The organism is Marivirga salinae (genome assembly GCF_030503855.1).
GTDB lineage: Bacteria > Bacteroidota > Bacteroidia > Cytophagales > Cyclobacteriaceae > Marivirga > Marivirga salinarum.
In genome coordinates this window covers 1,742,392-1,764,060 of the sequence record NZ_CP129971.1, presented here as the reverse complement: position 1 = coordinate 1,764,060, position 21,669 = coordinate 1,742,392, and the positions used below count along the sequence as shown (strand labels likewise).

Genomic DNA, 21,669 nt, shown 5'->3' with positions numbered 1-21,669 from the left:
ATTTTAGTTGCCACATGGAATTCGCATCAAATCTATTCCTACCAGAGGTAGGCAAGCTATCCCTCATGGTAAATTAGGGACTCTAGATTTATGCTCATTTCATATCAATTACTTAAATTACTTATTTGAGACATAATAGTATTGGGATCCACAACCCCTGCTTGTCTCCATTTTATTTGCCCATTTTGAAATAATATCAAAGTAGGGATGCTTTGCACTTGATATTTAGCGGACGCTTGCTGATTTTTATCCACATCTACTTTTATCACTTTGACTTTACCCTTCATTTTCTGTGCAACTTCTTCCAAATAAGGCGCCATCATCTTACAAGGTCCGCACCAATCAGCATAAAAATCTACCAAAACAGGTGTTTCACTTTTTATTAAATCTCCAAAGCTTGCCATAATTATGAATTTGCTGGATAACCCAAGCTATCCAATTTTTCTTTCACTTTATCCAATGGAGTTTTGCCTTCGCTTTCAAATTCCAATTTGCCAGTTGGGATATCAATATTTTTCACATCTATCCCCTCTAGTTCTGCCAAACCATTTTTAATAGCATCTACACAACCTCCACATTTTACGTTTTTCACTTCTAATGCTTCCATAATTATGAATTAGTATATTGATTCCAAGCTTGTATACCACCATCTAAATTATAAAGCTTATCAAAGCCATTACTTGCCATAAAGCCACAAGCAGTACTACTTCTATTACCGCTTCTGCAATACACCAAATACGTTTTATCTTTATCTAAAGCCTTAATATCTTCAGCAAAAGAGGGGCCCATGATATTGATTACTTTAGCACCTTCAATAAACCCTTCTACCTTTTCTTCAGGAGAACGAACATCAATTATTTCAGTATTAGGCTCTTTTGAAAGCTTATTAAATTCCTCTGGACTAATATTTTTATGGTTCATAATGATTATTAATTAATTGAACTTTATTTTCCACAAAGATACGGGTTTTGGTAAAGTTTTGTTTGTAACAGGAGTTACAATTCATAAAATCAATAGCAAAATCCAACTTCTTGATTACTTAATGAGTCTTATAAAAAAAACAAAAACTATGAAATTTAAATTATTAAGTTTAATACTATGCTTGTTTTTAGTAAGTTGTAAAGAAGACATGGACAATAATTTAGAAAGTGATGTTATTAAAGTTACCCTTGAAGGAACAGAATTATATGAACATAAATTTTCTGATTCTCATCCAACCGAAGGCGGCTATAATATTCGAAAACAAGCACAGAATTATCAAACAAGCGAAATGCAATGGGCAACATACAATTATCAGGCAAAGGAGGGATTTAAAGGCTTTGAGAAAGTGGAGATTGTATTAACGGGAAGTTCAGGAGATGATAATTTCACAGATCATCAAAAATGGATATTCGAAATAGAAGTAAAATAAAATAGCTTCCTGATTAGAATTTCAGGAAGCTATTGCTTTTTTCATTTACCATAAAGCGATTTTCCCGCTTCATAATATTTATCGCCTTCTATCCAGAAGGGAGTTTCCTCATCATTTGCAATCAGCCGAGCCGATAGAACAAAAGCTCTAAAAAACTGCTCCATATAATCATAGTCTATGCTTTCAGGGTTATCTGATTGCTGATGATAATATTTCCCAATTTCAGCATCGAAAGCTGTAAAACCCAAACTAAAAGTGGGTGCAGGAATTCCTTTCTTAGCAAAATTCACATTATCACTCCTATCAAAAAGCCCCTGCTCACCAGCAGGATCATCAATCGCTTTCAGTCCAAAAGTTTCTGAAGCTTTTTTGATATGCTTTCCAGCTGTGGTTCTTTCTAAGCCAATAATGGTGGCTAAACTAGTATCATTGTAACCACCATTATCACTATTAAAACAATAAACCATTTGATCTAGTGGAAAAAGTGGGTTTTCAACATAATATTTACTTCCTAACAAGCCTTTTTCCTCAGCTGTAAATAGAATAAATAAGGCAGAACGCTTGGTTGGGTTTTTAGCAATACTCTCTGCTGCACTCATCACCGTTACTACCCCAACAGCATTATCACGGGCTCCGTTATAAATTGAATCTCCTTCTGCATTTGGTTTTCCTATTCCCAAATGATCATAATGAGCAGAATAGATGATGAATTCATCTTTTAGCTCAGGATCTGTTCCTTCTACCATACCGACCACATTCTTAGATGGAATCGGTAATTCCATTGCTTCACCTATTGTGATAGCAAGCTTCTGTTTCATTTTCAAATTAATACGCTTTGTCCAGGTCCCATCTGGATCGTCTACCCATAATTTAAAGAAGCTATCCTTATTATTTTCAGATGCGAAGCCAATAGACGATCCTCTATTCATAAAACTTTGAAATGTTTTCCAATTGTCTGGATTATCTTTGTGTAATTCCAATATTCCTATTGCTCCTGCTTCCTTTGCTAGATTAGATTTTTTAACACTAGCTTGATACACAAATCTATAATCCTGATTATCCTTTTGGCCGGCAAAAACCACTACAATCTTACCTTTGATATTACTGTTATTAAAATCTTCCTCAGTACCGTAATTAAGGAAAACAAAATCCGATTCCACATTAACACCAGACCCTTCCAATCGTAGGATATTTTCAGCATCCACGGCTTCTTTTCCGATTTTAATACCGTAAGCTTCAGGGGCTATATTTTTCACTAAGGGAGCTTCCTGGAAATATCCTTCTGTAGCTCCTTCTACTGGGGAAACACCATAGCGTTGAAATGTGGTTGAAATATATCGAGCAGCAACATCAATTCCTGGAGTCCCTGTTTCTCTTCCTGCTAATTCATCAGAAGCCAAGAAATAGATATGACCTTCTATTGTACTTCTTTTGATGGTGTTTTCTACTAATTCGGCTTGATCTTGCGCAACAACCCAAAGGGAAGTCAGCATTAAAGCTCCAATAATCCATGTTTTTTTAGTCATGATTTTTAATTTCAGATTTAGGATAAAGATAGTTCTTTTAAAGCCTCTTGTGAGTTTTGTTTTTTAGAAATCAGAATAACTACAGCAGCGGTCACAAACATCAATAAGCTGTAAATTGCTGCGGGCACTGCCATTTGCGTATTATTTAATATTGCCGGACTTAAAGCTAATGCGATGGCTAAAGTTCCATTTTGAATACCTGTTTCTATTGCAATAGAGCTTCTTTGTCTTTTATTTAAACCAAATAATTTACCCAAAATAAAACCCATTAATAAAGCTGATATATTTAAAATAATAGCCGCTACTCCTGCTTGTTCAAAATAAGGAATGATATTCTCCCTTTCCTTTAGGATTGCCGCTAATAAAATCAAGATAAAAAAGAATGTAGAAATTATATTCATTGCCTTTTCAGATTTTAAGGCGAAATGAGGACGCTTTTTCTTGATAATCATTCCTATAACTACTGGGAAAATAGTCACTAAAAAGATTTGAATAAAAGTCTTAAAGAAAGGAAGTGTTATAGCCTTTTCCCCAGTCATATAATGCGCTAAAGCAATATTCAATAAAATCGGAATACTGAAATTGGTAATAATACTACTTATTGCAGTTAAACTTATGGATAAAGCCAAATCAGCTTTTGCTAAATGAGAAATTAAATTAGAAGTTGCTCCGCCCGGACAAAGAGCTATTAAAATCAACCCAACCGCAAGTTCTGGAATTGTGAAAATTAAAGCGGCTAAACCAAACCCAATCAGTGGTAAAAGAATGAGTTGACTGATCAATCCGATAACAGCTGCTTTTGGATAGAGTGCGACTTTTCTAAAATCATTAAGAGTGAGCGTCATTCCCATCCCCAACATGATAATTCCTAAAGCCAAAGGAAGAAATATGGCAGTTACAGCACTTTGTTCCATGATAGTCAGTTTTTTAACCGAAAAATGCTGAATTTATTTCTTTTCTGCAATTAGCAGTTGTTAATTTTATGCTATTGGTCTTTTAAGAATAGCCCTATTAATACTTTTAATCAAAGCTGGACCTTCGTAAATAAAGCCAGAATATAACTGCACTAAACTTGCACCCACTTCTAACTTTTCAAGAGCATCTGCAGCAGACATAATTCCTCCAACTCCAATTATTGGAAATGCAGCATTGGATTTTTCATTTAAGTAACGAATCACTTCTGTGGATCTTTTGCCTAATGGTTTTCCACTTAAACCGCCATTTCCAATTTCCTTAATGGTTGACTCTGGAGCTTTCAAACCATCACGACTTATGGTAGTATTAGTAGCAATGACCCCATCAATTTTCGTCTCTCTTACAATTTCAATTATATCATCGAGTTGTTGATTAGTTAAATCAGGGGCAATTTTTAATAATATAGGTTTAGTTTTTTCTTGCTGTTCATTAAGTTGCATTAAGTGATTTAGCAACTGCATTAAGGGCTCTTTTTCTTGAAGCTCACGCAATCCAGGAGTATTTGGCGAGCTCACATTCACGACAAAATAATCCACATACGGATAAAGCTGAAGAAAACATTTTTCATAATCATTAAAAGCTTCTTCGTTTGGAGTCACTTTATTTTTACCGATGTTTCCACCAATTATTACTTTGCTTTTTCGTTTTTTCAAATTCTTGATAGCCGATTCAATTCCTTGATTATTAAATCCCATTCTGTTTATGATACCACTATCATCTTGTAATCTGAAAAGTCGCGGTTTAGGGTTGCCTGGCTGAGCTTTTGGTGTGATGGTTCCTATTTCAATAAAGCCAAAACCTAAGGATGCCAATTCATCAATGAGTTTTGCATCTTTATCAAAACCTGCTGCTAGACCTACTGGATTAGGAAATTTCAAACCAAATAATTCTCGCTCCAGTTTAGGAGATTTTACTTGAAATAAGCTTCTATTAATGGATTTTACCCCAGGTATATTGAAGAAAAATTTAGCTAATGTAAAAGTAAAATGGTGGGCTTTTTCAGCAGAAAGCTGAAATAATAATGGTCTAATTATGGATTTATACATCAAATCAAAGTTCAGGAATTTGAAATTCTACAATGAAGCCCAAAGTTCTGACTTAGAATTTATAAATCCTTGTAATTGATTAAAAATTAAATCCCGAATAATAAAATAAATAAAGCTCCTTGAAGTAAATAGGAGCTCTATTTATAAAATTTTTAGAATAAATTAATCCCAGCTTGAATCATCATCTTCATCTCTATCGAATTGAGTGAAGTCAAATTCTGGCATTAAATCAGTTTTGATATGTTCAACACTTTCGTTTAAGGCATTTACGAATTTGTTGAAATCTTCTTTATACAAGAATATTTTGTGCTTCTCAAAAGTAAACCCATCATCTTTAGGTTTTCTTTTGCTTTCAGTGATAGTTAAATAATAATCGTTAGCCTTCGTTGTTCTTACATCAAAAAAATAAGTTCTTTTACCTGCCCTTACTCTCTTTGAAAATAATTCTTCCTGTTCTCTTTCCATAAACTCTTTCACTACGCTTTCTTAAATGTTGTTTTTTTATTATTTGGCTTAAATATAGTATAAACCCTTACACTTTTGCAAATTGACCTTCTTAAATTGCCAAAACATAACTTTAAATAAATAAGTATATAATATTGATGGATATATCATTAGAAAACCTTCCTGAAATTCCTTCATTAGATTTATTGGCTAAGCAGCTGGTAGAAGGATTCATTACGGGCATGCATAAATCCCCTTTCCATGGTTTTTCAGTAGAATTTGCTGAGCACAGATTATACAACACAGGAGAAAGCACCCGTCATATTGATTGGAAAGTTTATGCGAAAACAGACAGGCTTTACACGAAAAGATACGATGAAGAAACTAATCTAAGAGCTTATATTTTGTTAGATAACAGTTCTTCTATGTATTATCCAACTCAAAATAATGGGAAAATTAGATTCAGTATTTTAGCCGCATCAACATTGGCTTATTTACTGCAAAGACAAAGAGATGCAGTTGGCTTAATTTCCTTTTCAGATAAAATTGATGTTTTCACAGAAGCCAAATCAACAAGAGCTCACCTTCAGAACATTTTTATCCATTTACAAAAGATATTAAATCAAAACCAGCAGCATAAAAGCACTGAAATCAGTCAAAGTCTTCATATCGTTGCTGAAAAAATCCATAAACGCTCACTGGTAATTATTTTCAGTGATTTGATGACAAAGCCCGAGCAATTGGAAGAATTTTTTAAATCCATTCAACATATCAAACATAGGAAACATGAAGTACTATTCTTTCAAGTAAATGAACCATCTACTGAGCTTGATTTTGATTTAGAAGACCGACCTTATGTAATTGAAGATCTGGAGAGTGGTCAAAAAATGAAATTAAACCCGTCTCAAATAAAAGAGACTTATCATAAAAAGGTAGATGAATATTATAAGCAAATTGCCTTAAAATGTCATCAATATAAAGTGGATTTAACAAGGGTTGATATCAATGATAATATTCAAAAAGTAATGGCTGAGTTCTTGATCAAAAGGAATAAAATGAATTGATAAAAATAGATCACGGATAATTTCTTTTTTTTTTAAAATATGATCCCGATTACTCAGGACCAAGATGACGTCTCCCTATTTTTATTTTCTAAACTATTTGGATTAAAAGCTGTTTCTCAATCCATTTACTTTTATTAATATTACATAATGTTTACAGGAATCATAGAATCATTAGGGGAAATTAAATCAGCTGAAAAAGAAGGAAGTAATCTAAAGCTGACCATAAAAAGTGATATCTCTAATGAATTAAAAATAGATCAAAGTATTTCTCATAATGGGGTTTGTCTCACCGTCACCGAGTTACACGCTGATGCGCATACGGTTGTAGCCGTGAATGAAACACTGCAAAAATCATCCATTGGCAATCTGCAAGAAGGAGATTATGTCAATTTAGAAAGATGCATGATCATGAACGGCAGGCTTGATGGGCATATAGTGCAAGGACATGTGGATGGGAAAGGAAAATGCCTTAACATAAAAGATGAAGATGGAAGTTGGATTTTTGAATTTTCTTATGATTCATCTGAAAATGTACTGGTCGAAAAAGGCTCCATTTGCATTAACGGTGTGAGTCTCACTTGCTTTGATGTGTCTGATGAAAAGTTTAGTGTGGCCATAATTCCCTACACTTTTGAGCACACAAACTTCAAAAAAATGAAAAAAAACGATGAAGTGAACTTAGAATTCGATATAATTGGGAAATATGTACATAAACTAATCAATAAAACTAACTAACCTACTACACTATGGCTTCAGAATTGAATTGCATGATAGTGGACGATGATCCAATATTCAGACAATATATTTCTAAACAGATCAAAGAAACTAATGGTTTAAAATTAGTAACTGAGGCAGAGAATGCTGCCAAAGCTCTTGATTTATTAGAAGAAAATGAGGTTGATATTATTTTTCTAGATGTTCAAATGCCTGAAATGACGGGTATAGAGTTGACACAAAGGTTAAATAATGGATATGAAGTAATTCTAGTCACAGCAAATGATAGCTATGCAGTAGATGCCTTTGAGCAAAAAGTGACAGACTACTTAGTTAAGCCATTTGAATATGAAAGATTTGTTCAAGCCATCAATAAAGCTCAAAGAAATATTGAAGCTTTCCGTAAAAAGAAAAATATCATAGAGCACATTTTCATCAAAAGTGATGGAAAAATTGTTCATTTAAGATTACAAGATATTCTTTTTGTTGAAGCTTTAGCTGATTATGTGGTTATCAATACAGAAGCCAAAAAATACATTGTACACCACACAATGAAAGGTGTGGAGAAAAAATTACCAGTACATAGATTTGTCCGAGTACACCGATCTTTTATTGTGAATATTGAAAAGATAGATTATATAGAAGATTTAACAGTGCATATTAAAGTTAAATCAATTCCTATTGGGGCTTCCTATAAAGAAACACTATACGGTACTATGAATTTTCTCTAAGTGATTAGGGAAAATTCTTTTGTACAACTGATAGGTTATTATCGCTGCTAATAATCCTAAAATAGCTCCCATTATTATATCTCCAGGATAGTGAACTCCAACATATATTCTTGAGTAAGATACTACCACAGCCCATACAATCATCCATCTTGCATATACATTTCTGTAAATAAAGAATAGAAAAAAGGCTAAAGCAAATGTGTTAAATGCATGACTGGAGGCAAATCCATATTGGCCTCCACAATGTTTTACTAAGTGTACCATCTCCTGAATAGCTGGTTCATGGCAAGGGCGATAACGCTCAAAAAAGGGCTTAAAAAATCCTGATGCTGCCTGATCAGCCAAAGTGATTAATAATGCAAAGGCTATCATCATAGACCAGCTTTGCCACTTTAACTTTCTGATAACAAAAAACAAAATCACAGCATAAAGTGGAATCCAGATATTTCTTCCAGTAATGGCTAACATGATCGGATCGAGCCAATCAGCATGCAATCCATTAAGCCAAAGAAAAAATTGTTGGTCGAGTTCTATTAGGGATTCTAGCATTCTTAAAAATTTTGGGAAAATAATGGATAACTAACAAATGACCTAAAAATAGCTTATAGAATATTCACCCAATCCACCTCTTTTTTCAATAAAGCCGAAGTTTCTTTTTCAAAATCCTTTTCAGCTTGATAATCATATTCCCAATTAGCTTGAGGTGGCATGCTCATTAAAATGGATTCAGTTCTTCCATTGGTTTGTAATCCGAATTTTGTGCCCCTATCCCACACTAAATTAAACTCAACATATCTCCCTCTTCTCAGATACTGCCAATTTTTATGTTCTTCAGAAAAGCTTTTATCCTTATTGATTTCCATTAAATGGCTGTAAACTGGAGCAAATAATTTCCCGACATCTTGTACAAAAGCAAAAATATCTTCTTTGCTATGCTTTTCATTTTCAATAAGACGATCAAAGAAAATACCACCTACTCCACGGGTTTCATTTCGGTGCGGCAAATAAAAGTAATCATCTGCCCACTTTTTGAATTTGGGATAATAGTCCATATCATGCTTGTCACAAACTTTTTTAATCTCCTGATGGAAGTATTGGGCTTGTGATTTATCAATAACATGTGGTGTAAGGTCAATTCCTCCTCCAAACCAGTAAGTACCATTACTTAATTCAAAATAACGCACATTCATGTGAATGATTGGCACCATAGGACTGAAAGGGTGCATTACTATGGAAACTCCGGTGGCAAAAAAACTGAGATTATCTGATTGATTAGCATCAATTTCCAAGGTTTTTAATAATCCTTCTGGAGCTGGCCCTTCAACAGCTGAAAAATTCACTCCAGCTTTTTCTAGAATATTTCCGTTTTGTAATAAGCGGGATTTACCTCCTCCCCCTTTGGAGTGTCTCCAATCGTCAATTTCAAATTTGCCTTTGCCATCAGTAGCCGAAATTTTATCGCAGATATCAGCTTGTAATTCTTGAAAAAAATGTCCTATTGAAGCTTTATCACTATTCATTAAATAAGTCTTATATGGATTCTAAAATTAAATTGCACAAACATGTTTCATTTGCCTCTTGTTTTCAACTCACTACAAATGATCCTCTAGTAATTACCTCAATGCTATTAAGTTAAGCTTTGATGTCACATGTTTCACTGAAATTCTAAAAAATAACTTTGGTTATTTTCTTATGTGTTCTCTTGTCTTCTTTGTGGTTAAAAAATAATGGTGGTAATCTGTAACAACCTTAGCAAATTCAAACCACGACCTGTCCCGCATTTATCGGGAAGAGATACAAAAGAAAACAAAAGTTTTTTCGCTTTAGCGAAAATCGCGTTAAGGAAATTTCCTTAACTTAATTGCATTGATAATTGCCTAATAGGCTCTATTTATAAAAATTTAGAAACCGTTTTCATTAATTCTTCTAAGTATTTCTGATCTGTCTCATCAAAAGTATTGAGTTCATCACTATCAATATCCAAAACCAATGCCACCTCATCATTTTTGAAGCCTGGCACTACTATTTCCGATTTAGATGCTGAACTACATGCGATATGCCCTGGAAAAGCTTCCACATCTGGCACTATAATCGTTTTAGCATCTGCCCAAACTGAACCACAAACACCTTTACCTTTCTGAATGCGGGTACAAGCAATTGGTCCTTGGAATGGCCCCAACACTAATTCTCCATTTTTAACTATATAAAAACCTATCCAGAAATAACCAAAAGCTTCTTTCAAACCAGCGGTGATATTAGCTAAATTCGCCACAACATCTTCCTCGCCATCTACTAAGGCATTTATTTGCGGAATTAAAGCTTTGTATTTTTCTTCTTTGGATGCGTTAACATCTATTAATAATGATTCTGACATTTTTGTAAGATTATTAGATTTAATATTTAAGACGGATTTGAATTATGGTAAATTGCTAAAACATCCATCTGGTTTTTATCTTGAATATTTTCTTGGGAAACGAGCTTGTGATTTTTTAGTTCCGCTGCTTTAATGCCTTTTTCAAAGCTTATAGGTGCGGTGAAAATTCTAGCCTCATCCCATAATCCAGCCTCAATAAAGGATTGTACAGTTTGAGCTCCGCCTTCTACTAAAACGGATTGAATTTTTTCTTGATGTAAATATTTCATCATATCCCCTAAAAAATCTTTCTCATTCAACTGGACAGATTCAACGTCATGCTTTTTTATCATTTGACCTTGAGAATGAAATAGGATCGTTTTTTGTTTACCATCAAATATTTTTAAATCCTCGCTCAAAGTAAATTGATGATCAACTACCAATCGAACTGGATTTTTACCTGCCCAATCACGTGCTGTTAGCTGAGGATCATCATATTGAACTGTATTTTTCCCCACTAAAATAGCATCAATCTCGGTACGCCATTTATGTACTAATTGTCTAGACAAAGGATTGCTAATCCACTTTGAGTCAAAATCTTCCCTAGCGATAAAACCATCAGTTGTCTGCGCCCATTTTAAAATAATGTAAGGGCGTTTTTTCTGTATAAAAGTGAAAAAGGTTTTATTAATTTCTAAACATTCTTTCTCCAAAACTGCAGTTTCCACTTCAATTCCTGCATTTTTTAAGATTTCGATTCCTTTTCCTGCCACTAACGGATTAGGATCAACTGCTCCAATCACTACTTTTTTCAACTGCTTTTCAACCAATAATTCAGCGCAGGGAGGAGTTTTTCCGTAATGAGCACAGGGTTCTAAGGTGACATAGGCAGTGGCAGATTTTAATAAGAGCTCATTTTCTACAGAGCGAATTGCCATAACTTCGGCATGAGGTTCACCGGCTTTCTGATGCCAGCCCTCTCCTATTATTTTCTTATCATAAACAATTACGCAACCTACCATAGGATTGGGGCTTACCGTTGATTTGCCGTAACCAGCCAATTGCAAGGCACGTTGCATAAATAAATCATCTTGTTTGTTCATCACAGGCAAAACTAAATAAAAATTCATGAACTTTGAGGAAAGGAATCTGAAATGAACAGTAAACTAGTCTTAGAAAAAATTAAAAATTCAATAGCTGAATTTGAAACTGTAGGTGAAGCTGGAGCCATTGCCTTCTTAATTCTTGAAGACCAATTTCAGATTTCCCGCATGGATGTTTTATTGGAAAAAGAAATTGAGACTTCAATCTCCATAGATAAAAAAATTGATTCTATTCTCTCAGAACTGAAAAGCGGGAAACCCATTCAGCATATTTTAGGTAAAGTCGAGTTTTATGGCAGACAGTTTTTAGTCAATCCTAATGTTTTGATCCCAAGAAGGGAGACGGAAGAATTAGTGCACTTAATATTAGAAAACAATCCTGATTTGAGCGAGCAATTGATCGTGGACATAGGCACAGGAAGTGGAATAATCCCAATAACAATTGCTAAGGAAAGAAAGCACTGTGAAGTTTATGCGGTAGATATCAGCTCCTCTGCATTAGCAACAGCAAAGAGAAATGCTTTGCTTAATCATGCTAAGGTTAGCTTTATTCAAGCAGATATTTTAATTGAGGATTTAGATTTACCTAAGTCAAATATCTGGATCAGTAATCCGCCTTATGTTTTAGAAAAGGAGAAAGCTGAAATGCAAACCAAGGTGTTTGAACATGAACCCGCTAATGCTCTGTTTGTACCCAACCATGATGCTTTGAAATTTTATGAGAGAATTACCCAACTAGCAAGTCAGCATTTAATTAAAGGCGGAGAATTATACTTTGAAATTAATGAACAATTCGGAAGAGAAGTGAAAAAATTGATGGAGGAAAAAGGTTTTCGGGATGTAAAAATCATGGGAGATATGCAGGGGAAAGATCGGTTTGTATTTGGGAGACGATGAAGCTCACAGAAAGCACAAAATTACACAGAAAGATAAATCACCTTTTATTCTGTGGTTTTCAGTGTATTCTGTAAGCGTAATCTATCTACTAAATTTAAGCAACTATTTACTCTTTATCTTATCCTTCAATCTCTGAAAAAGCCCCTTTTTACTACTTTCCCCATCTTGGAAATTGGTATTGCCGATTAATAGAGCTAAGGGTTGTAATGGTTTATATTCTTCGCAAATAACTTTCAACATAGCTGCAAAAGGCAGGAATAACACCATGCCCGCAACTCCCCAAATAGAAGCTCCAATGATCAAACTTAAAATAGCTGCAAATGCATTTACATTCACGCTATTGCCTACCACTTTTGGACTTAAAAAATTACTTTCAACCAATTGAATCACCCAAAATAAAATGGCTACAGCAAGGGGAACCCATAATTGATCATGAGACATGAATGCATACAAGACAGGAATAGTGGCTCCAAGAGTAGTACCAATATATGGGATAATAGATAAAGAAGCAGCTAAAAACCCGAATAAAAACGGGCTATCGATGCCAATTATCCATAACCCTATACTGTTTACTGTTCCTAGTATCACGATTAAAATTAACATTCCAGAAAGGTATTTCTGACCTACTTGCTGAACACCTTTTAACATTTTGAAAAACTGATCTTTATTCTCCTTGGGTGAAAATTTCATAAAAGCTCTTACTAATCCTTTTTGATAAATCAGAAATAAGAACATATAAATAAACATGGTAATTAATCCAGTAAAGAAATTAGCAGTACTACTAAAAGTGCCACCCAATAAACTCCCTGCTGAATTTTTCATCCATGACTTTAAATCTTTCAATAATTGCTCTTTATTCAAATCTTCCACCAAACTCACATTTTCATTTATAAAAATGATAACATCAGTGTAGAGTTTAGACAGCTTTACACCAAAATTGCTGATTTCATCTGAAAGTGCTATGATTTCCGCTGAAAAAAAAGTGATACCACCGCCAATAATAATTATCAATAATAAAATAGATAAAAATCCAGCTAGAATATTCCCAATTCCCCATTTTCTAAATTTTTTATGAACAGGATATAAAATAAAAGCAAGGAGCAAGGCAATTCCGATTGGAATTAATATAGTTTTAGCCACAACCATAAAAGCAATCAATAAGGCTACAAATGCGAGTGTAAAAAATGAGTTCTGAAATGATAATTTCATGGTTCTAATAGTTTAAAAGTTGTATTTAAATTCCGATTCTATAATTTTAAGTGCTGGTTTGTTCTGAGGTGTATAAGCTTTGATAGTTCTTCTATTCAGTTCTTTCTTATTCAAATGCCATTTCCAGATAAACCCGCCTTTCCACCAGACTTCCGAATTGAATGACTCAAATAAAGCTTCGAATGCTATTTTTTGATTCTCAAAATTCACATCTAATGAGTCTTTGGATAATTTCCAATGTCCCATGGTATTATAATCAATGCTTTCATATCCATATTCAGTAAATAAAATCTGTTTCTGAAATTGTTCTGAAAGTATTTTCATCTCTTTTTTTGGTTGCTGCCAAGCATTCATTAAATCCACTTTTTTTGGTGATTTTTCCTCACTCAAAGGGAAATAAGCATCTATACCAATATAATCTAGTTCATTCCAAAATTTAATTTGACTATACTCATCCCAGTTGGCTGCATAGGTTATCTTACCATCATAACTCTTTCTAGTTTTAGAAATTAAATTAATCCAAAATTCATTTCTTTTGGTGGTAGACTGCTTAATCTCTGTACCTATACAATATAACTCCACATTCAGTGAATCAGCTATTGACGCATAAGTATTTACGTAATCTAAATATTGCTGTTCAAAAACTTGCCAAAGACTATCAGATTCAAAATCTAAATCACCTGCCCAGCCTTGTCCACCTACCCACAAATGTGGTTTAAGCATCACTTTCAAGCCCAGTGATTTTGCCATATTGATAGATTCCTTTACTCCCTCTGGCTTTTCTCCCCACCATTGACGCGGATGGTCAAAAACGATCTCAGCGGTTTTAGCATTACAAAAGGCATAAGGTATTATGGCTACCCAGCCGGCTCCAATTTCTTTTACATTTTTTAAAGAATGCATAGCAAAAGGCTCAGGCGGTGCCACTAGATTAAAACCTTTTATTCTGGAAGTCTTTTTGTTTTCATCCTCAGAAAAAAACAGGTAATTACTAAATGTAGCTATTACTATTAACCCGATTACAAATAGATAGTATTTCCACCTATTCATCATCCTTATCCTTTCCAAAACCCATCTTTTGCCAAAGGTTTTTATCTTCTTTTTCCTCCTTTTCTAATTTCTCAATTCGGGAGGCTTTACTTAACCCCACAGTTGACTGAAAACCTGAAACCAAACTATTCGACCAATAGCTAAACATGGATTTACGGGTATCTCTTTCAAATTCTATTTTCCCAACTCTAAACCTGCCGTTTTGCTTAGGGTTTTGCTGCGATAAGGCAATATTCGCCAACCAGCTTAAAGCTTTGTCTCCTTGTTTTTCTTCGTTTATAACTTTGTGAAATTCAATTTTTAAATCTGAATACTTGAATTCCATTTCACCACTAACCGCTCTATTTCCACCAGAATAGCTAAAAAACAATTCATCTATTCTACCTGATGCAATTTCGACAGGTGCAGATTTGGCCAAGTATTGATTGATAGCCCCAATAGACATTGGTTGTAAGCTCCCTGCCACAGTAAAATAGCCATATTTAGAGTTTAAATTATACCTGATATCCGCTTTTAGCTTTCCTTCACCATAAAGATCTCCAGTTGCGATAATCACCAAATCAGCACCATGTTTTGCTATACTATCTTTCCTATTCGTGATGTTTTCAATTTCACCTTGAATATTGGCAATACTAACAGTGCCTGTTTCTTGACTTCCATCCGGTATTTCAAAATAGCTTAAATTCATGTTTTGGATAATACATCTTCTTACATCAATTGAAATATCACTCTCCTTTAGAAGATCCACTAAAATTGGGACGAATTTATCATCTGGCAAAAGATAATTTTTATCTTTAGTCACTATTAATTCAACCTGATTGGTATAAACAGTATTTATACTGACCATACTATCTCCTTGCCATTTTAAGGATTTCAATTTTACACTATCTAAAAAGATATCAATATGATTTGCTTCCTCTTTTTTTAATTTGGCAAATTCTGCAGGAGAGTGAAGTGGACGAAAATGAGTAGAAATTAACGTTATATCCTGTTTAAATAAATCAAAAGATAGTTTTTTAACATCTAGTTTATGTATATCATCTTTCAGGAAATAGGTTAAATCATGAAACTCTAAAAAAATATTTTTTGCTACATCTTGGAGTTTTTTAGGTATCTCTCCCTTTACAAACTTAAGCTCCTTCGCTATTAAATTATAATTTGTCGTTATCCGACCTGTTTCACTATTGCGTTCATCGTAAAACAGAATTTCACCTTCCTCCACAAGAAAATCTTTTATTTCAAGCTCAAATCTCCCATCAAAAGAGGGGCGAGAAGCTTCATGCATTTTGATTTTTCTGAAATCAAAGGGGAGAAGTAGTTTAACTTTTTTAAGTTCTAAAGTATTGAATTTGTATAATTGATTATTGAAGGTTTCCCAATAATCATCCCAGGAAATATAGATATTTGGTAGCTCAAGGCTGGCAAGGGTATCTTTTTGATCGGCAATTAAATTAATATTAACCTTTTCTAATACTATTTTTTTTTTCAAAAATTGAAATGAAATATCTTCAATTTGAAAGTGCACCGAATCTTCAAAATAATGATTTAGTTCACTATGAATAGAATCCACCACATAGGATCTAATTTTCAATTCTTTTAACAATTGCCACGCTATGAAAAGTGCGATAATGCTGCTAAAAAAAATAATACTGGTTATTTTAAGGGGCTTCTTTTTCAGCATTTAAATTCGGTCAGATAATAGTTTTATTTAAAATACGAAAAAAAACGGAAGGTTTAGGTATTAATCTTTATATGATTAACTATATAAAGAAAAATAGCTTATAGTCTATTTATTTCCGCAACAAATAGACTATAAGCAATAATTTAATTATTTTATCTGAATTGTAGTTAGGAACATCAACCTGGCAAATTTCTTTCCTCCTGGAAATTCGTTCAAGATGGTTTTGAAAAGTACGGTAAGCGGAATCGACAATATTAATCCAGGTATTCCCCATATAAATCCCCAGAACATAAGCATCACTAAGACTACGATGATATTGATTGAAAAAGATCTTCCCATAAATATAGGTTCTAAAACAGCACCGAATAATATCTGAGCACCTGTAAATAATATTGCCGCCAATAATAAAGTTCCAGGACTTTCTATTTCTATAAAGGCAAAAATCATCACTAAAACAGTGGAAATCACAGAACCTACCATTTGTATAAAATTGATAACGAAAGCCAAGAGCCCCCAAAAGAGTGGAAAACTTATTCCCAATGACCATGCAATAACTCCAAAAGCAACACCTGTTAAGAAACTCACAAAAATTTTCACCTTCAGGAAATCGGATACACTTCGTTCCACTTTCATAAAAGTTTTAACTGATTGAGTACCACCAGAAAATAATGTACTTTGTAGAATATCTTTAAAGTTGAGTGACCCTGCTAATAGCAACATCAAAAAGAATAATGTCATTAAAATATTCACCACTGTACTTTGAATAAAAGAAACCGTAATAGTGAAATTATCCAAAATAACCCCTTCTATTTTATCACTTTTTAATAAGTTTCTAATTGTGCTTTCTCCATTTGCTTGATTTAATCCTAATGTTTCAGCAAAAGGAGTTACTACCTGCTCCACTTTATTATCCAATTTTTTAAATATCTCGGATTTACCTTCTTCTATTTGCTTACCGGACATCTGAACAATTTTAATTGCAGAAAAGCCTGTTAAAGCTAATATGAGTATTACCGTCCCTAAAGCAACAAATTGTGGAACTTTTCTTTTTTTCATCCATCGCATCATAGGAGTAAAAAGCAATGCAATAAAGATCGCAAACATTAACGGAATGAAAATAAATGATAACAACTGTAAACTATAAAAGATTACAGGGATCACTAATACTAATAATAACTTATTGGTGGTTGAATGTTCGTTTAATTTCATTTTAAATTGAATCTATGTGCAAGCTAACGAAGAAGTTTAATTTTGGATATGCGATATTGAAATATTTGTGTAAATTTTAATCTTATTTAAATTATGGAATGAGACAAACAAGCTTAGCTAAAAACAGCATAGAATTTTCATCCTATTTAGTAGGCACCATGCGATTGGGGAACTGGGGAGAAAACTTCAATACTAATCAATGGATCGAATTTGTTGAGAAATCTCTTGAACTCGGTTTGAGAGATTTTGACCATGCCGATATTTATGGGGATTATACCACAGAAGCAGATTTCGGAAAAGTGCTTAAGGAAAAACCGCATTTGAGAGATGAAATGCAAATAACTACAAAATGTGGAATTAAAATACCAACAGAAAATCGTCCTAAAAACAGGATTAAATCTTATGATAGCAGTGAGGAACATATCATTCAATCCGTAGAAAACTCATTAATAAATCTTCAAACAGATTATATAGATGTGCTATTGTTACATCGCCCTGATTTTTTAATGAACCCCAACGAAATAGCAGAAACTTTCGAAAAATTAAAAGATGATGGCAAAGTAAAGTATTTTGGAGTTTCTAATTTTTCTACTTCTCAATTTGAAATGATTAATAAAGTATACCCATTAGTTACTCATCAAGTTGAAGCTTCCTTAAGGCATTTAAAGCCTTTTGGAGATGGGATTTTAGATCAGTTAATGATGAAAAACATTCGACCAACCGTCTGGTCTCCACTTGGTGGAGGGCATTTTATGCATAAAGGTAATTCAAAAACAGATCAAGACTTAAATCAAATTCTAAAAAGATTAAGTGTAAAATATGAGCTAAACACTGCACAATTGATGTTGCTTTTCCTCAAGAGACATCCTTCAGGAATCATTCCAGTTTTAGGAACTTCCAAAACCGAAAGATTGAAGGAGGCCCTTGCGGTAGAATCAAAAACCATGGAAAAAGAAGATTGGTATGCCTTATATTCCGCTGCAAAAGGGGAAGAATTGCCTTGAAGTCATACAATTATTAGTTTTAAAAGTAATTGAGGTACTTAAACTTAAACAATGCATGATATCTTGATGCACTACTCATATAAAAAGATGGACCGCAGGCGTCTATAGACGCTAAAAATGTCTCGCAATACCTGTCCCGCACTTTAGTCGGGAGTCGCTAACCTGCCTGATCGGCAGACAGGGCCGCAAAGTTTCCGCAAAGGATTTTATTGTTTTCTCCTTTGAACTTAAGATTATAAGACTGTGAGAACTTGATTTTTCTGTGCGTCATTCCTGCGGAGGCAGGAATCTAATGATTTTAACCTTGGTTAAAATATGAAGTTTGCCTGATTGGCAACATCGGTTATATATCTGACAGCTTTTATTGACTTTTAAGTATAATCGAAATTTCCGTTTTATAATCGCCAATAATTCATGAAATTTGCAATATGTTAGATCAGTTGAAGGAAACCATTATTGCTTTATCTACAGCTCCGGGCGTAGGGGCTATTGCAGTCATTAGACTTTCAGGAGAGGATGCTATTGATATTACCAATAGCGTTTTTAGAGGGAAGAATCTTTTAGAGCAAAAAAGCCATACTGCGCATTTTGGCACCATCCGTAATGAGGAAGGTGAAATCATAGATGAAGTAGTCGCTACATTATTTATTGCTCCACATTCCTTCACAAAAGAAAATGTGGTGGAGATTTCCTGTCATGGCTCACCATATATCGTCCAACGACTGATTAAATTATTCTTAACAAAAGGAGTTCGATTAGCTAAAGCAGGAGAATTTACACAAAGAGCTTTCTTAAATGGTCAGTTTGATTTGGCACAAGCAGAAGCAGTAGCTGACTTAATTAATGCAGATACAGAAGCTTCCCACAAAGCTGCTTTGAACCAAATGCGGGGTGGTTTTTCAGAGCAAATTAAAAATCTAAGAGCCGAATTAATTCATTTTGCCAGTATGATCGAATTGGAGTTAGATTTTGGGGAAGAAGATGTAGAATTTGCCGATAGAGACGATTTAAAAAAGCTGGTTAATCAATTGCTTAGTGTGATAACCGCTTTGGTGAGTAGTTTTGATTTAGGAAATGTGATCAAAAATGGGGTTCCAACCGTGATTGCCGGAAAGCCTAATACCGGGAAATCTACCTTACTCAATGCGCTTTTAAATGAAGAAAAAGCTATAGTTTCAGATATAGCCGGAACCACCCGAGATTTCATAGAAGATGAAATCAATTTGGAAGGTGTAGTTTTCCGCTTTATAGATACCGCTGGTTTGCGTGATACGGAAGATAAAGTAGAAGCAATAGGTGTTTCTCGAACCAAGGAGAAAATGAAGCAAGCTTCCTTAATCATCTATATGTTCGATTTGAAAAACGATTCCTTAACCGAAGTCAATCGGGATATCAATATGCTGGAGAATTTGGGAATTCCATTTATTAAAGTTGGTAATAAAATGGACGAAGCACAGCCTGAATTATTCGCTGAAATGAAAAAAGACCCTAACACTTTATTTATTTCTGCCATCAACAAAGAAGGTTTGGAAGCTCTAAAAAGCAAACTTGTAGAAACCGTAAATCTGGATAACTTCAAAACAGGAGACACAGTAGTGACCAACATCCGTCATTATGATAATCTAGTTCAAACCCAAAACAGCTTAAATGCAGTGTTGAGAGGTTTAGGTGATAATATCACTGGCGACTTCTTGGCTTTAGATATTCGTCATGCCTTACGCTTCTTAGGTGAGATCACTGGTGAGATTACAACGGATGATTTGTTGGCTAATATCTTTAGTAAGTTTTGTATTGGGAAGTGATGGTTATGTTGTAAACTTTGAGATTTAAGAAGGAATTTCATCTAAGCTCTCTAACCTTTAAAATTTTGCACACTAAATCACAATAAATAAGCGATCCCTGCTGATATTTAATCTTATTCCTTTAATTTAAAGGTTGATTGAACCATAGCACCCATTTTACACGCTTATGACTTATAATATCCTGACTCCCCCGAAAATCGCTGAATAAGGCTTTTCTGAAAGTTAAACCCGATCTATTACAGATTGACCAAATGGTTTATGAGTTTTATAGGCTGACTGAAGAGGAAATTAAGGAAGTGAATGAGAGTGTTGGATGATGGAAAAGCGAAAAACTGTAGATTCAAAAATGAGAACAGTAACAATTAATAGTGGTAAGAAAAAACCTAATAATAGGTTAATATTATTAGGCAATGGCTTTGACCTTTCTCATGGATTAAAAACAAGTTATAGTGATTTTATTGAATGGTATTTAAATAAGGTAAAAGAGATATTTGATAAGGAAGATTATTTTGAAGATAAATTAATAGAATTAAGAAGTGTAGATTCATTACTAAATATTGAAGACTATAGTAGTCCATATGGTCAGCTTTATGATTCAAATAACATTTTTGAAAAACACCTTAAACTTGATGTAATCCCTACATTTAAAAATAAGTTATGGAGTAAAATTTTAAATACTTTAGATGTAATTAAATGGGTCGATATTGAGCAATTATATTATGATGAATATAAGTTACTTGTTAAAAAGTCAAGCTCACTGGTCGATTCAAATGAAATAATTGATGATCTTATTGAACTAAATTTAAATCTGAAAGACATCTCCTCAGAACTAAAAACTTATTTATGCGACAATATAAAAATGGAAAGTTCAAATTTCATTCCAGAATTTAAAAAATTAATTTATTCAAAAGAACCTAAATTAATATTAAATTTCAACTACACTAATACGGTAAACAGTTACTTAGAAAATTACGACTTTCCGCCAAATAAGGATATTGTTATACCATTGCATGGCAATATAAATGATGATCATTACCCCCTAGTTTTTGGCTTTGGAGATGAAAGAGATCAAATGTATCAGCAAATAGAAGATTTGAATGATAATCGTTTAATGGATCACTTTAAATCCTTTGCGTATTTTAGAAATCAAAATTACTCTAGGCTTCTTTCATTTATTGATTCTGAACCTTTTGAAGTACATACTATCGGTTTATCCTGCGGATTATCTGATAGAACCTTATTAAGTCAAATATTTGAACATGAAAATTGCCAAAAAATACATATTCAGTATTATAAAGATGAAAACGGTTATCAAGATGTAGCAAGGAATATTTCAAGACACTTTTCCGATAAACAAGAGCTAAGAAGAAAGTTGGTGAACTTTGAAGGTTGTGAAGAATGTCCGCAGATATCAAAATAAATCTTGAATATCCTACTGAATTCAATTGAT

The 21,669-nt window shown here is 33.7% G+C and carries 23 protein-coding genes; 8 read left to right on the top strand and 15 right to left on the bottom strand.

Annotated features, from left to right (window positions below; genetic code table 11):
- Nucleotides 1-104: 104 nt before the first annotated feature.
- Genes trxA through QYS49_RS07515 form a run of 3 tightly spaced genes read right to left on the bottom strand, consistent with a single transcriptional unit; the run spans nucleotide 105 to nucleotide 921 of the window.
- Nucleotides 105-404, bottom strand: coding sequence for a thioredoxin (gene trxA, locus QYS49_RS07525; RefSeq protein ID WP_308351142.1), 300 nt, complete (start codon nucleotides 402-404; stop codon nucleotides 105-107).
- Nucleotides 405-406: 2 nt separating this feature from the next.
- Entirely contained in the window at nucleotides 407-607 is a 201-nt protein-coding gene (locus QYS49_RS07520; RefSeq protein ID WP_308351140.1) for a heavy-metal-associated domain-containing protein, read from the bottom strand.
- A 2-nt stretch (nucleotides 608-609) separates the two neighbouring features.
- Nucleotides 610-921 (bottom strand): rhodanese-like domain-containing protein, encoded by a 312-nt coding sequence (locus QYS49_RS07515; protein WP_308351139.1) that lies wholly within the window; start codon nucleotides 919-921, stop codon nucleotides 610-612.
- A 148-nt stretch (nucleotides 922-1,069) separates the two neighbouring features.
- Between QYS49_RS07515 and QYS49_RS07510 the strand changes: the two genes are divergently transcribed.
- Nucleotides 1,070-1,411, top strand: coding sequence for a hypothetical protein (locus QYS49_RS07510; RefSeq protein WP_308351138.1), 342 nt, complete (start codon nucleotides 1,070-1,072; stop codon nucleotides 1,409-1,411).
- A 41-nt stretch (nucleotides 1,412-1,452) separates the two neighbouring features.
- Here QYS49_RS07510 and QYS49_RS07505 read toward each other — a convergent pair whose 3' ends face one another.
- The 4 genes from QYS49_RS07505 to QYS49_RS07490 all read right to left on the bottom strand — a co-directional run bounded on the left by QYS49_RS07505 (nucleotide 1,453) and on the right by QYS49_RS07490 (nucleotide 5,423).
- Nucleotides 1,453-2,937 (bottom strand): M28 family peptidase, encoded by a 1,485-nt coding sequence (locus QYS49_RS07505; protein WP_308351137.1) that lies wholly within the window; start codon nucleotides 2,935-2,937, stop codon nucleotides 1,453-1,455.
- 17 nt (nucleotides 2,938-2,954) lie between these two features.
- A complete protein-coding gene (locus QYS49_RS07500) occupies nucleotides 2,955-3,851 on the bottom strand; it encodes a bile acid:sodium symporter family protein (protein WP_308351136.1) in 897 nt (298 codons plus the stop codon).
- A 66-nt stretch (nucleotides 3,852-3,917) separates the two neighbouring features.
- Nucleotides 3,918-4,958, bottom strand: coding sequence for a quinone-dependent dihydroorotate dehydrogenase (locus QYS49_RS07495; protein WP_308351135.1), 1,041 nt, complete (start codon nucleotides 4,956-4,958; stop codon nucleotides 3,918-3,920).
- 162 nt (nucleotides 4,959-5,120) lie between these two features.
- Nucleotides 5,121-5,423, bottom strand: coding sequence for a DUF3276 family protein (locus QYS49_RS07490; RefSeq protein WP_296618591.1), 303 nt, complete (start codon nucleotides 5,421-5,423; stop codon nucleotides 5,121-5,123).
- A gap of 137 nt (nucleotides 5,424-5,560) precedes the next feature.
- Here QYS49_RS07490 and QYS49_RS07485 point away from each other — a divergent pair, with 137 nt between their 5' ends.
- From QYS49_RS07485 to QYS49_RS07475, 3 genes are all read left to right on the top strand, one after another.
- Nucleotides 5,561-6,466 carry a DUF58 domain-containing protein gene (locus QYS49_RS07485; protein ID WP_308351134.1) on the top strand — a complete coding sequence of 302 codons (906 nt, stop codon included), beginning with the start codon at nucleotides 5,561-5,563 and terminating at the stop codon, nucleotides 6,464-6,466.
- Nucleotides 6,467-6,613: 147 nt separating this feature from the next.
- On the top strand, nucleotides 6,614-7,201 hold the full coding sequence (locus tag QYS49_RS07480) for a riboflavin synthase (RefSeq protein WP_308351133.1): 588 nt from the start codon (nucleotides 6,614-6,616) through the stop codon (nucleotides 7,199-7,201).
- An 11-nt stretch (nucleotides 7,202-7,212) separates the two neighbouring features.
- Nucleotides 7,213-7,911 carry a LytR/AlgR family response regulator transcription factor gene (locus QYS49_RS07475; protein ID WP_308351132.1) on the top strand — a complete coding sequence of 233 codons (699 nt, stop codon included), beginning with the start codon at nucleotides 7,213-7,215 and terminating at the stop codon, nucleotides 7,909-7,911.
- Here QYS49_RS07475 and QYS49_RS07470 read toward each other — a convergent pair.
- The 4 genes from QYS49_RS07470 to ribD all read right to left on the bottom strand — a co-directional run bounded on the left by QYS49_RS07470 (nucleotide 7,885) and on the right by ribD (nucleotide 11,394).
- Nucleotides 7,885-8,460 (bottom strand): phosphatase PAP2 family protein, encoded by a 576-nt coding sequence (locus QYS49_RS07470; protein ID WP_308351131.1) that lies wholly within the window; start codon nucleotides 8,458-8,460, stop codon nucleotides 7,885-7,887. The two genes, QYS49_RS07475 and QYS49_RS07470, sit on opposite strands and share 27 nt — an antisense overlap.
- 53 nt (nucleotides 8,461-8,513) lie before the next feature.
- On the bottom strand, nucleotides 8,514-9,431 hold the full coding sequence (gene hemF / locus QYS49_RS07465) for an oxygen-dependent coproporphyrinogen oxidase (protein WP_308351130.1): 918 nt from the start codon (nucleotides 9,429-9,431) through the stop codon (nucleotides 8,514-8,516).
- A 371-nt stretch (nucleotides 9,432-9,802) separates the two neighbouring features.
- Complete coding sequence (msrC, locus tag QYS49_RS07460; protein ID WP_308351129.1) at nucleotides 9,803-10,285, bottom strand: free L-methionine (R)-S-oxide reductase MsrC; 483 nt, start codon at nucleotides 10,283-10,285, stop codon at nucleotides 9,803-9,805.
- 26 nt (nucleotides 10,286-10,311) lie between these two features.
- Nucleotides 10,312-11,394 (bottom strand): bifunctional diaminohydroxyphosphoribosylaminopyrimidine deaminase/5-amino-6-(5-phosphoribosylamino)uracil reductase RibD, encoded by a 1,083-nt coding sequence (gene ribD / locus QYS49_RS07455; protein WP_308351128.1) that lies wholly within the window; start codon nucleotides 11,392-11,394, stop codon nucleotides 10,312-10,314.
- A gap of 24 nt (nucleotides 11,395-11,418) precedes the next feature.
- Between ribD and prmC the strand changes: the two genes are divergently transcribed.
- Nucleotides 11,419-12,264 carry a peptide chain release factor N(5)-glutamine methyltransferase gene (prmC, locus tag QYS49_RS07450; protein ID WP_308351127.1) on the top strand — a complete coding sequence of 282 codons (846 nt, stop codon included), beginning with the start codon at nucleotides 11,419-11,421 and terminating at the stop codon, nucleotides 12,262-12,264.
- A 102-nt stretch (nucleotides 12,265-12,366) separates the two neighbouring features.
- Here the strand turns inward: prmC and QYS49_RS07445 are convergent, their stop codons facing one another.
- The 4 genes from QYS49_RS07445 to QYS49_RS07430 all read right to left on the bottom strand — a co-directional run bounded on the left by QYS49_RS07445 (nucleotide 12,367) and on the right by QYS49_RS07430 (nucleotide 17,413).
- On the bottom strand, nucleotides 12,367-13,473 hold the full coding sequence (locus QYS49_RS07445; protein ID WP_308351126.1) for an AI-2E family transporter: 1,107 nt from the start codon (nucleotides 13,471-13,473) through the stop codon (nucleotides 12,367-12,369).
- Between the two features lie 12 nt (nucleotides 13,474-13,485).
- A complete protein-coding gene (locus tag QYS49_RS07440) occupies nucleotides 13,486-14,526 on the bottom strand; it encodes a glycoside hydrolase family 113 (protein WP_308351124.1) in 1,041 nt (346 codons plus the stop codon).
- Nucleotides 14,516-16,114, bottom strand: a complete 1,599-nt coding sequence (locus QYS49_RS07435; protein ID WP_308351123.1) for a hypothetical protein — start codon at nucleotides 16,112-16,114, stop codon at nucleotides 14,516-14,518. Before QYS49_RS07435 ends, QYS49_RS07440 begins: the two co-directional genes overlap by 11 nt.
- A 237-nt stretch (nucleotides 16,115-16,351) precedes the next feature.
- Nucleotides 16,352-17,413 carry an AI-2E family transporter gene (locus QYS49_RS07430; RefSeq protein ID WP_308351122.1) on the bottom strand — a complete coding sequence of 354 codons (1,062 nt, stop codon included), beginning with the start codon at nucleotides 17,411-17,413 and terminating at the stop codon, nucleotides 16,352-16,354.
- A 98-nt stretch (nucleotides 17,414-17,511) separates the two neighbouring features.
- Here QYS49_RS07430 and QYS49_RS07425 point away from each other — a divergent pair, with 98 nt between their 5' ends.
- The 3 genes from QYS49_RS07425 to QYS49_RS07415 all read left to right on the top strand — a co-directional run bounded on the left by QYS49_RS07425 (nucleotide 17,512) and on the right by QYS49_RS07415 (nucleotide 21,639).
- Nucleotides 17,512-18,417, top strand: a complete 906-nt coding sequence (locus QYS49_RS07425; protein WP_308351121.1) for an aldo/keto reductase — start codon at nucleotides 17,512-17,514, stop codon at nucleotides 18,415-18,417.
- Nucleotides 18,418-18,845: 428 nt separating this feature from the next.
- Nucleotides 18,846-20,219 (top strand): tRNA uridine-5-carboxymethylaminomethyl(34) synthesis GTPase MnmE, encoded by a 1,374-nt coding sequence (gene mnmE / locus QYS49_RS07420; RefSeq protein ID WP_308351120.1) that lies wholly within the window; start codon nucleotides 18,846-18,848, stop codon nucleotides 20,217-20,219.
- Nucleotides 20,220-20,565: 346 nt separating this feature from the next.
- On the top strand, nucleotides 20,566-21,639 hold the full coding sequence (locus QYS49_RS07415) for an AbiH family protein (protein WP_308351119.1): 1,074 nt from the start codon (nucleotides 20,566-20,568) through the stop codon (nucleotides 21,637-21,639).
- Nucleotides 21,640-21,669 lie beyond the last annotated feature (30 nt).

Bases quoted from the DNA above. Each gene is read 5' to 3' on its own strand.
- QYS49_RS07470 (WP_308351131.1), bottom strand. From the start codon at position 8,460: ATGCTAGAATCCCTAATAGAACTCGACCAACAATTTTTTCTTTGGCTT.
- mnmE (WP_308351120.1), top strand. From the start codon at position 18,846: ATGTTAGATCAGTTGAAGGAAACCATTATTGCTTTATCTACAGCTCCG.
- QYS49_RS07495 (WP_308351135.1), bottom strand. From the start codon at position 4,958: ATGTATAAATCCATAATTAGACCATTATTATTTCAGCTTTCTGCTGAA.
- QYS49_RS07425 (WP_308351121.1), top strand. From the start codon at position 17,512: ATGAGACAAACAAGCTTAGCTAAAAACAGCATAGAATTTTCATCCTAT.
- QYS49_RS07520 (WP_308351140.1), bottom strand. From the start codon at position 607: ATGGAAGCATTAGAAGTGAAAAACGTAAAATGTGGAGGTTGTGTAGAT.
- QYS49_RS07510 (WP_308351138.1), top strand. From the start codon at position 1,070: ATGAAATTTAAATTATTAAGTTTAATACTATGCTTGTTTTTAGTAAGT.
- trxA (WP_308351142.1), bottom strand. From the start codon at position 404: ATGGCAAGCTTTGGAGATTTAATAAAAAGTGAAACACCTGTTTTGGTA.
- QYS49_RS07430 (WP_308351122.1), bottom strand. From the start codon at position 17,413: ATGAAATTAAACGAACATTCAACCACCAATAAGTTATTATTAGTATTA.
- QYS49_RS07500 (WP_308351136.1), bottom strand. From the start codon at position 3,851: ATGGAACAAAGTGCTGTAACTGCCATATTTCTTCCTTTGGCTTTAGGA.
- QYS49_RS07490 (WP_296618591.1), bottom strand. From the start codon at position 5,423: ATGGAAAGAGAACAGGAAGAATTATTTTCAAAGAGAGTAAGGGCAGGT.
- QYS49_RS07515 (WP_308351139.1), bottom strand. From the start codon at position 921: ATGAACCATAAAAATATTAGTCCAGAGGAATTTAATAAGCTTTCAAAA.
- QYS49_RS07475 (WP_308351132.1), top strand. From the start codon at position 7,213: ATGGCTTCAGAATTGAATTGCATGATAGTGGACGATGATCCAATATTC.
- QYS49_RS07485 (WP_308351134.1), top strand. From the start codon at position 5,561: ATGGATATATCATTAGAAAACCTTCCTGAAATTCCTTCATTAGATTTA.
- QYS49_RS07505 (WP_308351137.1), bottom strand. From the start codon at position 2,937: ATGACTAAAAAAACATGGATTATTGGAGCTTTAATGCTGACTTCCCTT.
- QYS49_RS07445 (WP_308351126.1), bottom strand. From the start codon at position 13,473: ATGAAATTATCATTTCAGAACTCATTTTTTACACTCGCATTTGTAGCC.
- QYS49_RS07415 (WP_308351119.1), top strand. From the start codon at position 20,566: ATGAGAACAGTAACAATTAATAGTGGTAAGAAAAAACCTAATAATAGG.
- msrC (WP_308351129.1), bottom strand. From the start codon at position 10,285: ATGTCAGAATCATTATTAATAGATGTTAACGCATCCAAAGAAGAAAAA.
- QYS49_RS07480 (WP_308351133.1), top strand. From the start codon at position 6,614: ATGTTTACAGGAATCATAGAATCATTAGGGGAAATTAAATCAGCTGAA.
- QYS49_RS07440 (WP_308351124.1), bottom strand. From the start codon at position 14,526: ATGATGAATAGGTGGAAATACTATCTATTTGTAATCGGGTTAATAGTA.
- ribD (WP_308351128.1), bottom strand. From the start codon at position 11,394: ATGAATTTTTATTTAGTTTTGCCTGTGATGAACAAACAAGATGATTTA.
- hemF (WP_308351130.1), bottom strand. From the start codon at position 9,431: ATGAATAGTGATAAAGCTTCAATAGGACATTTTTTTCAAGAATTACAA.
- prmC (WP_308351127.1), top strand. From the start codon at position 11,419: ATGAACAGTAAACTAGTCTTAGAAAAAATTAAAAATTCAATAGCTGAA.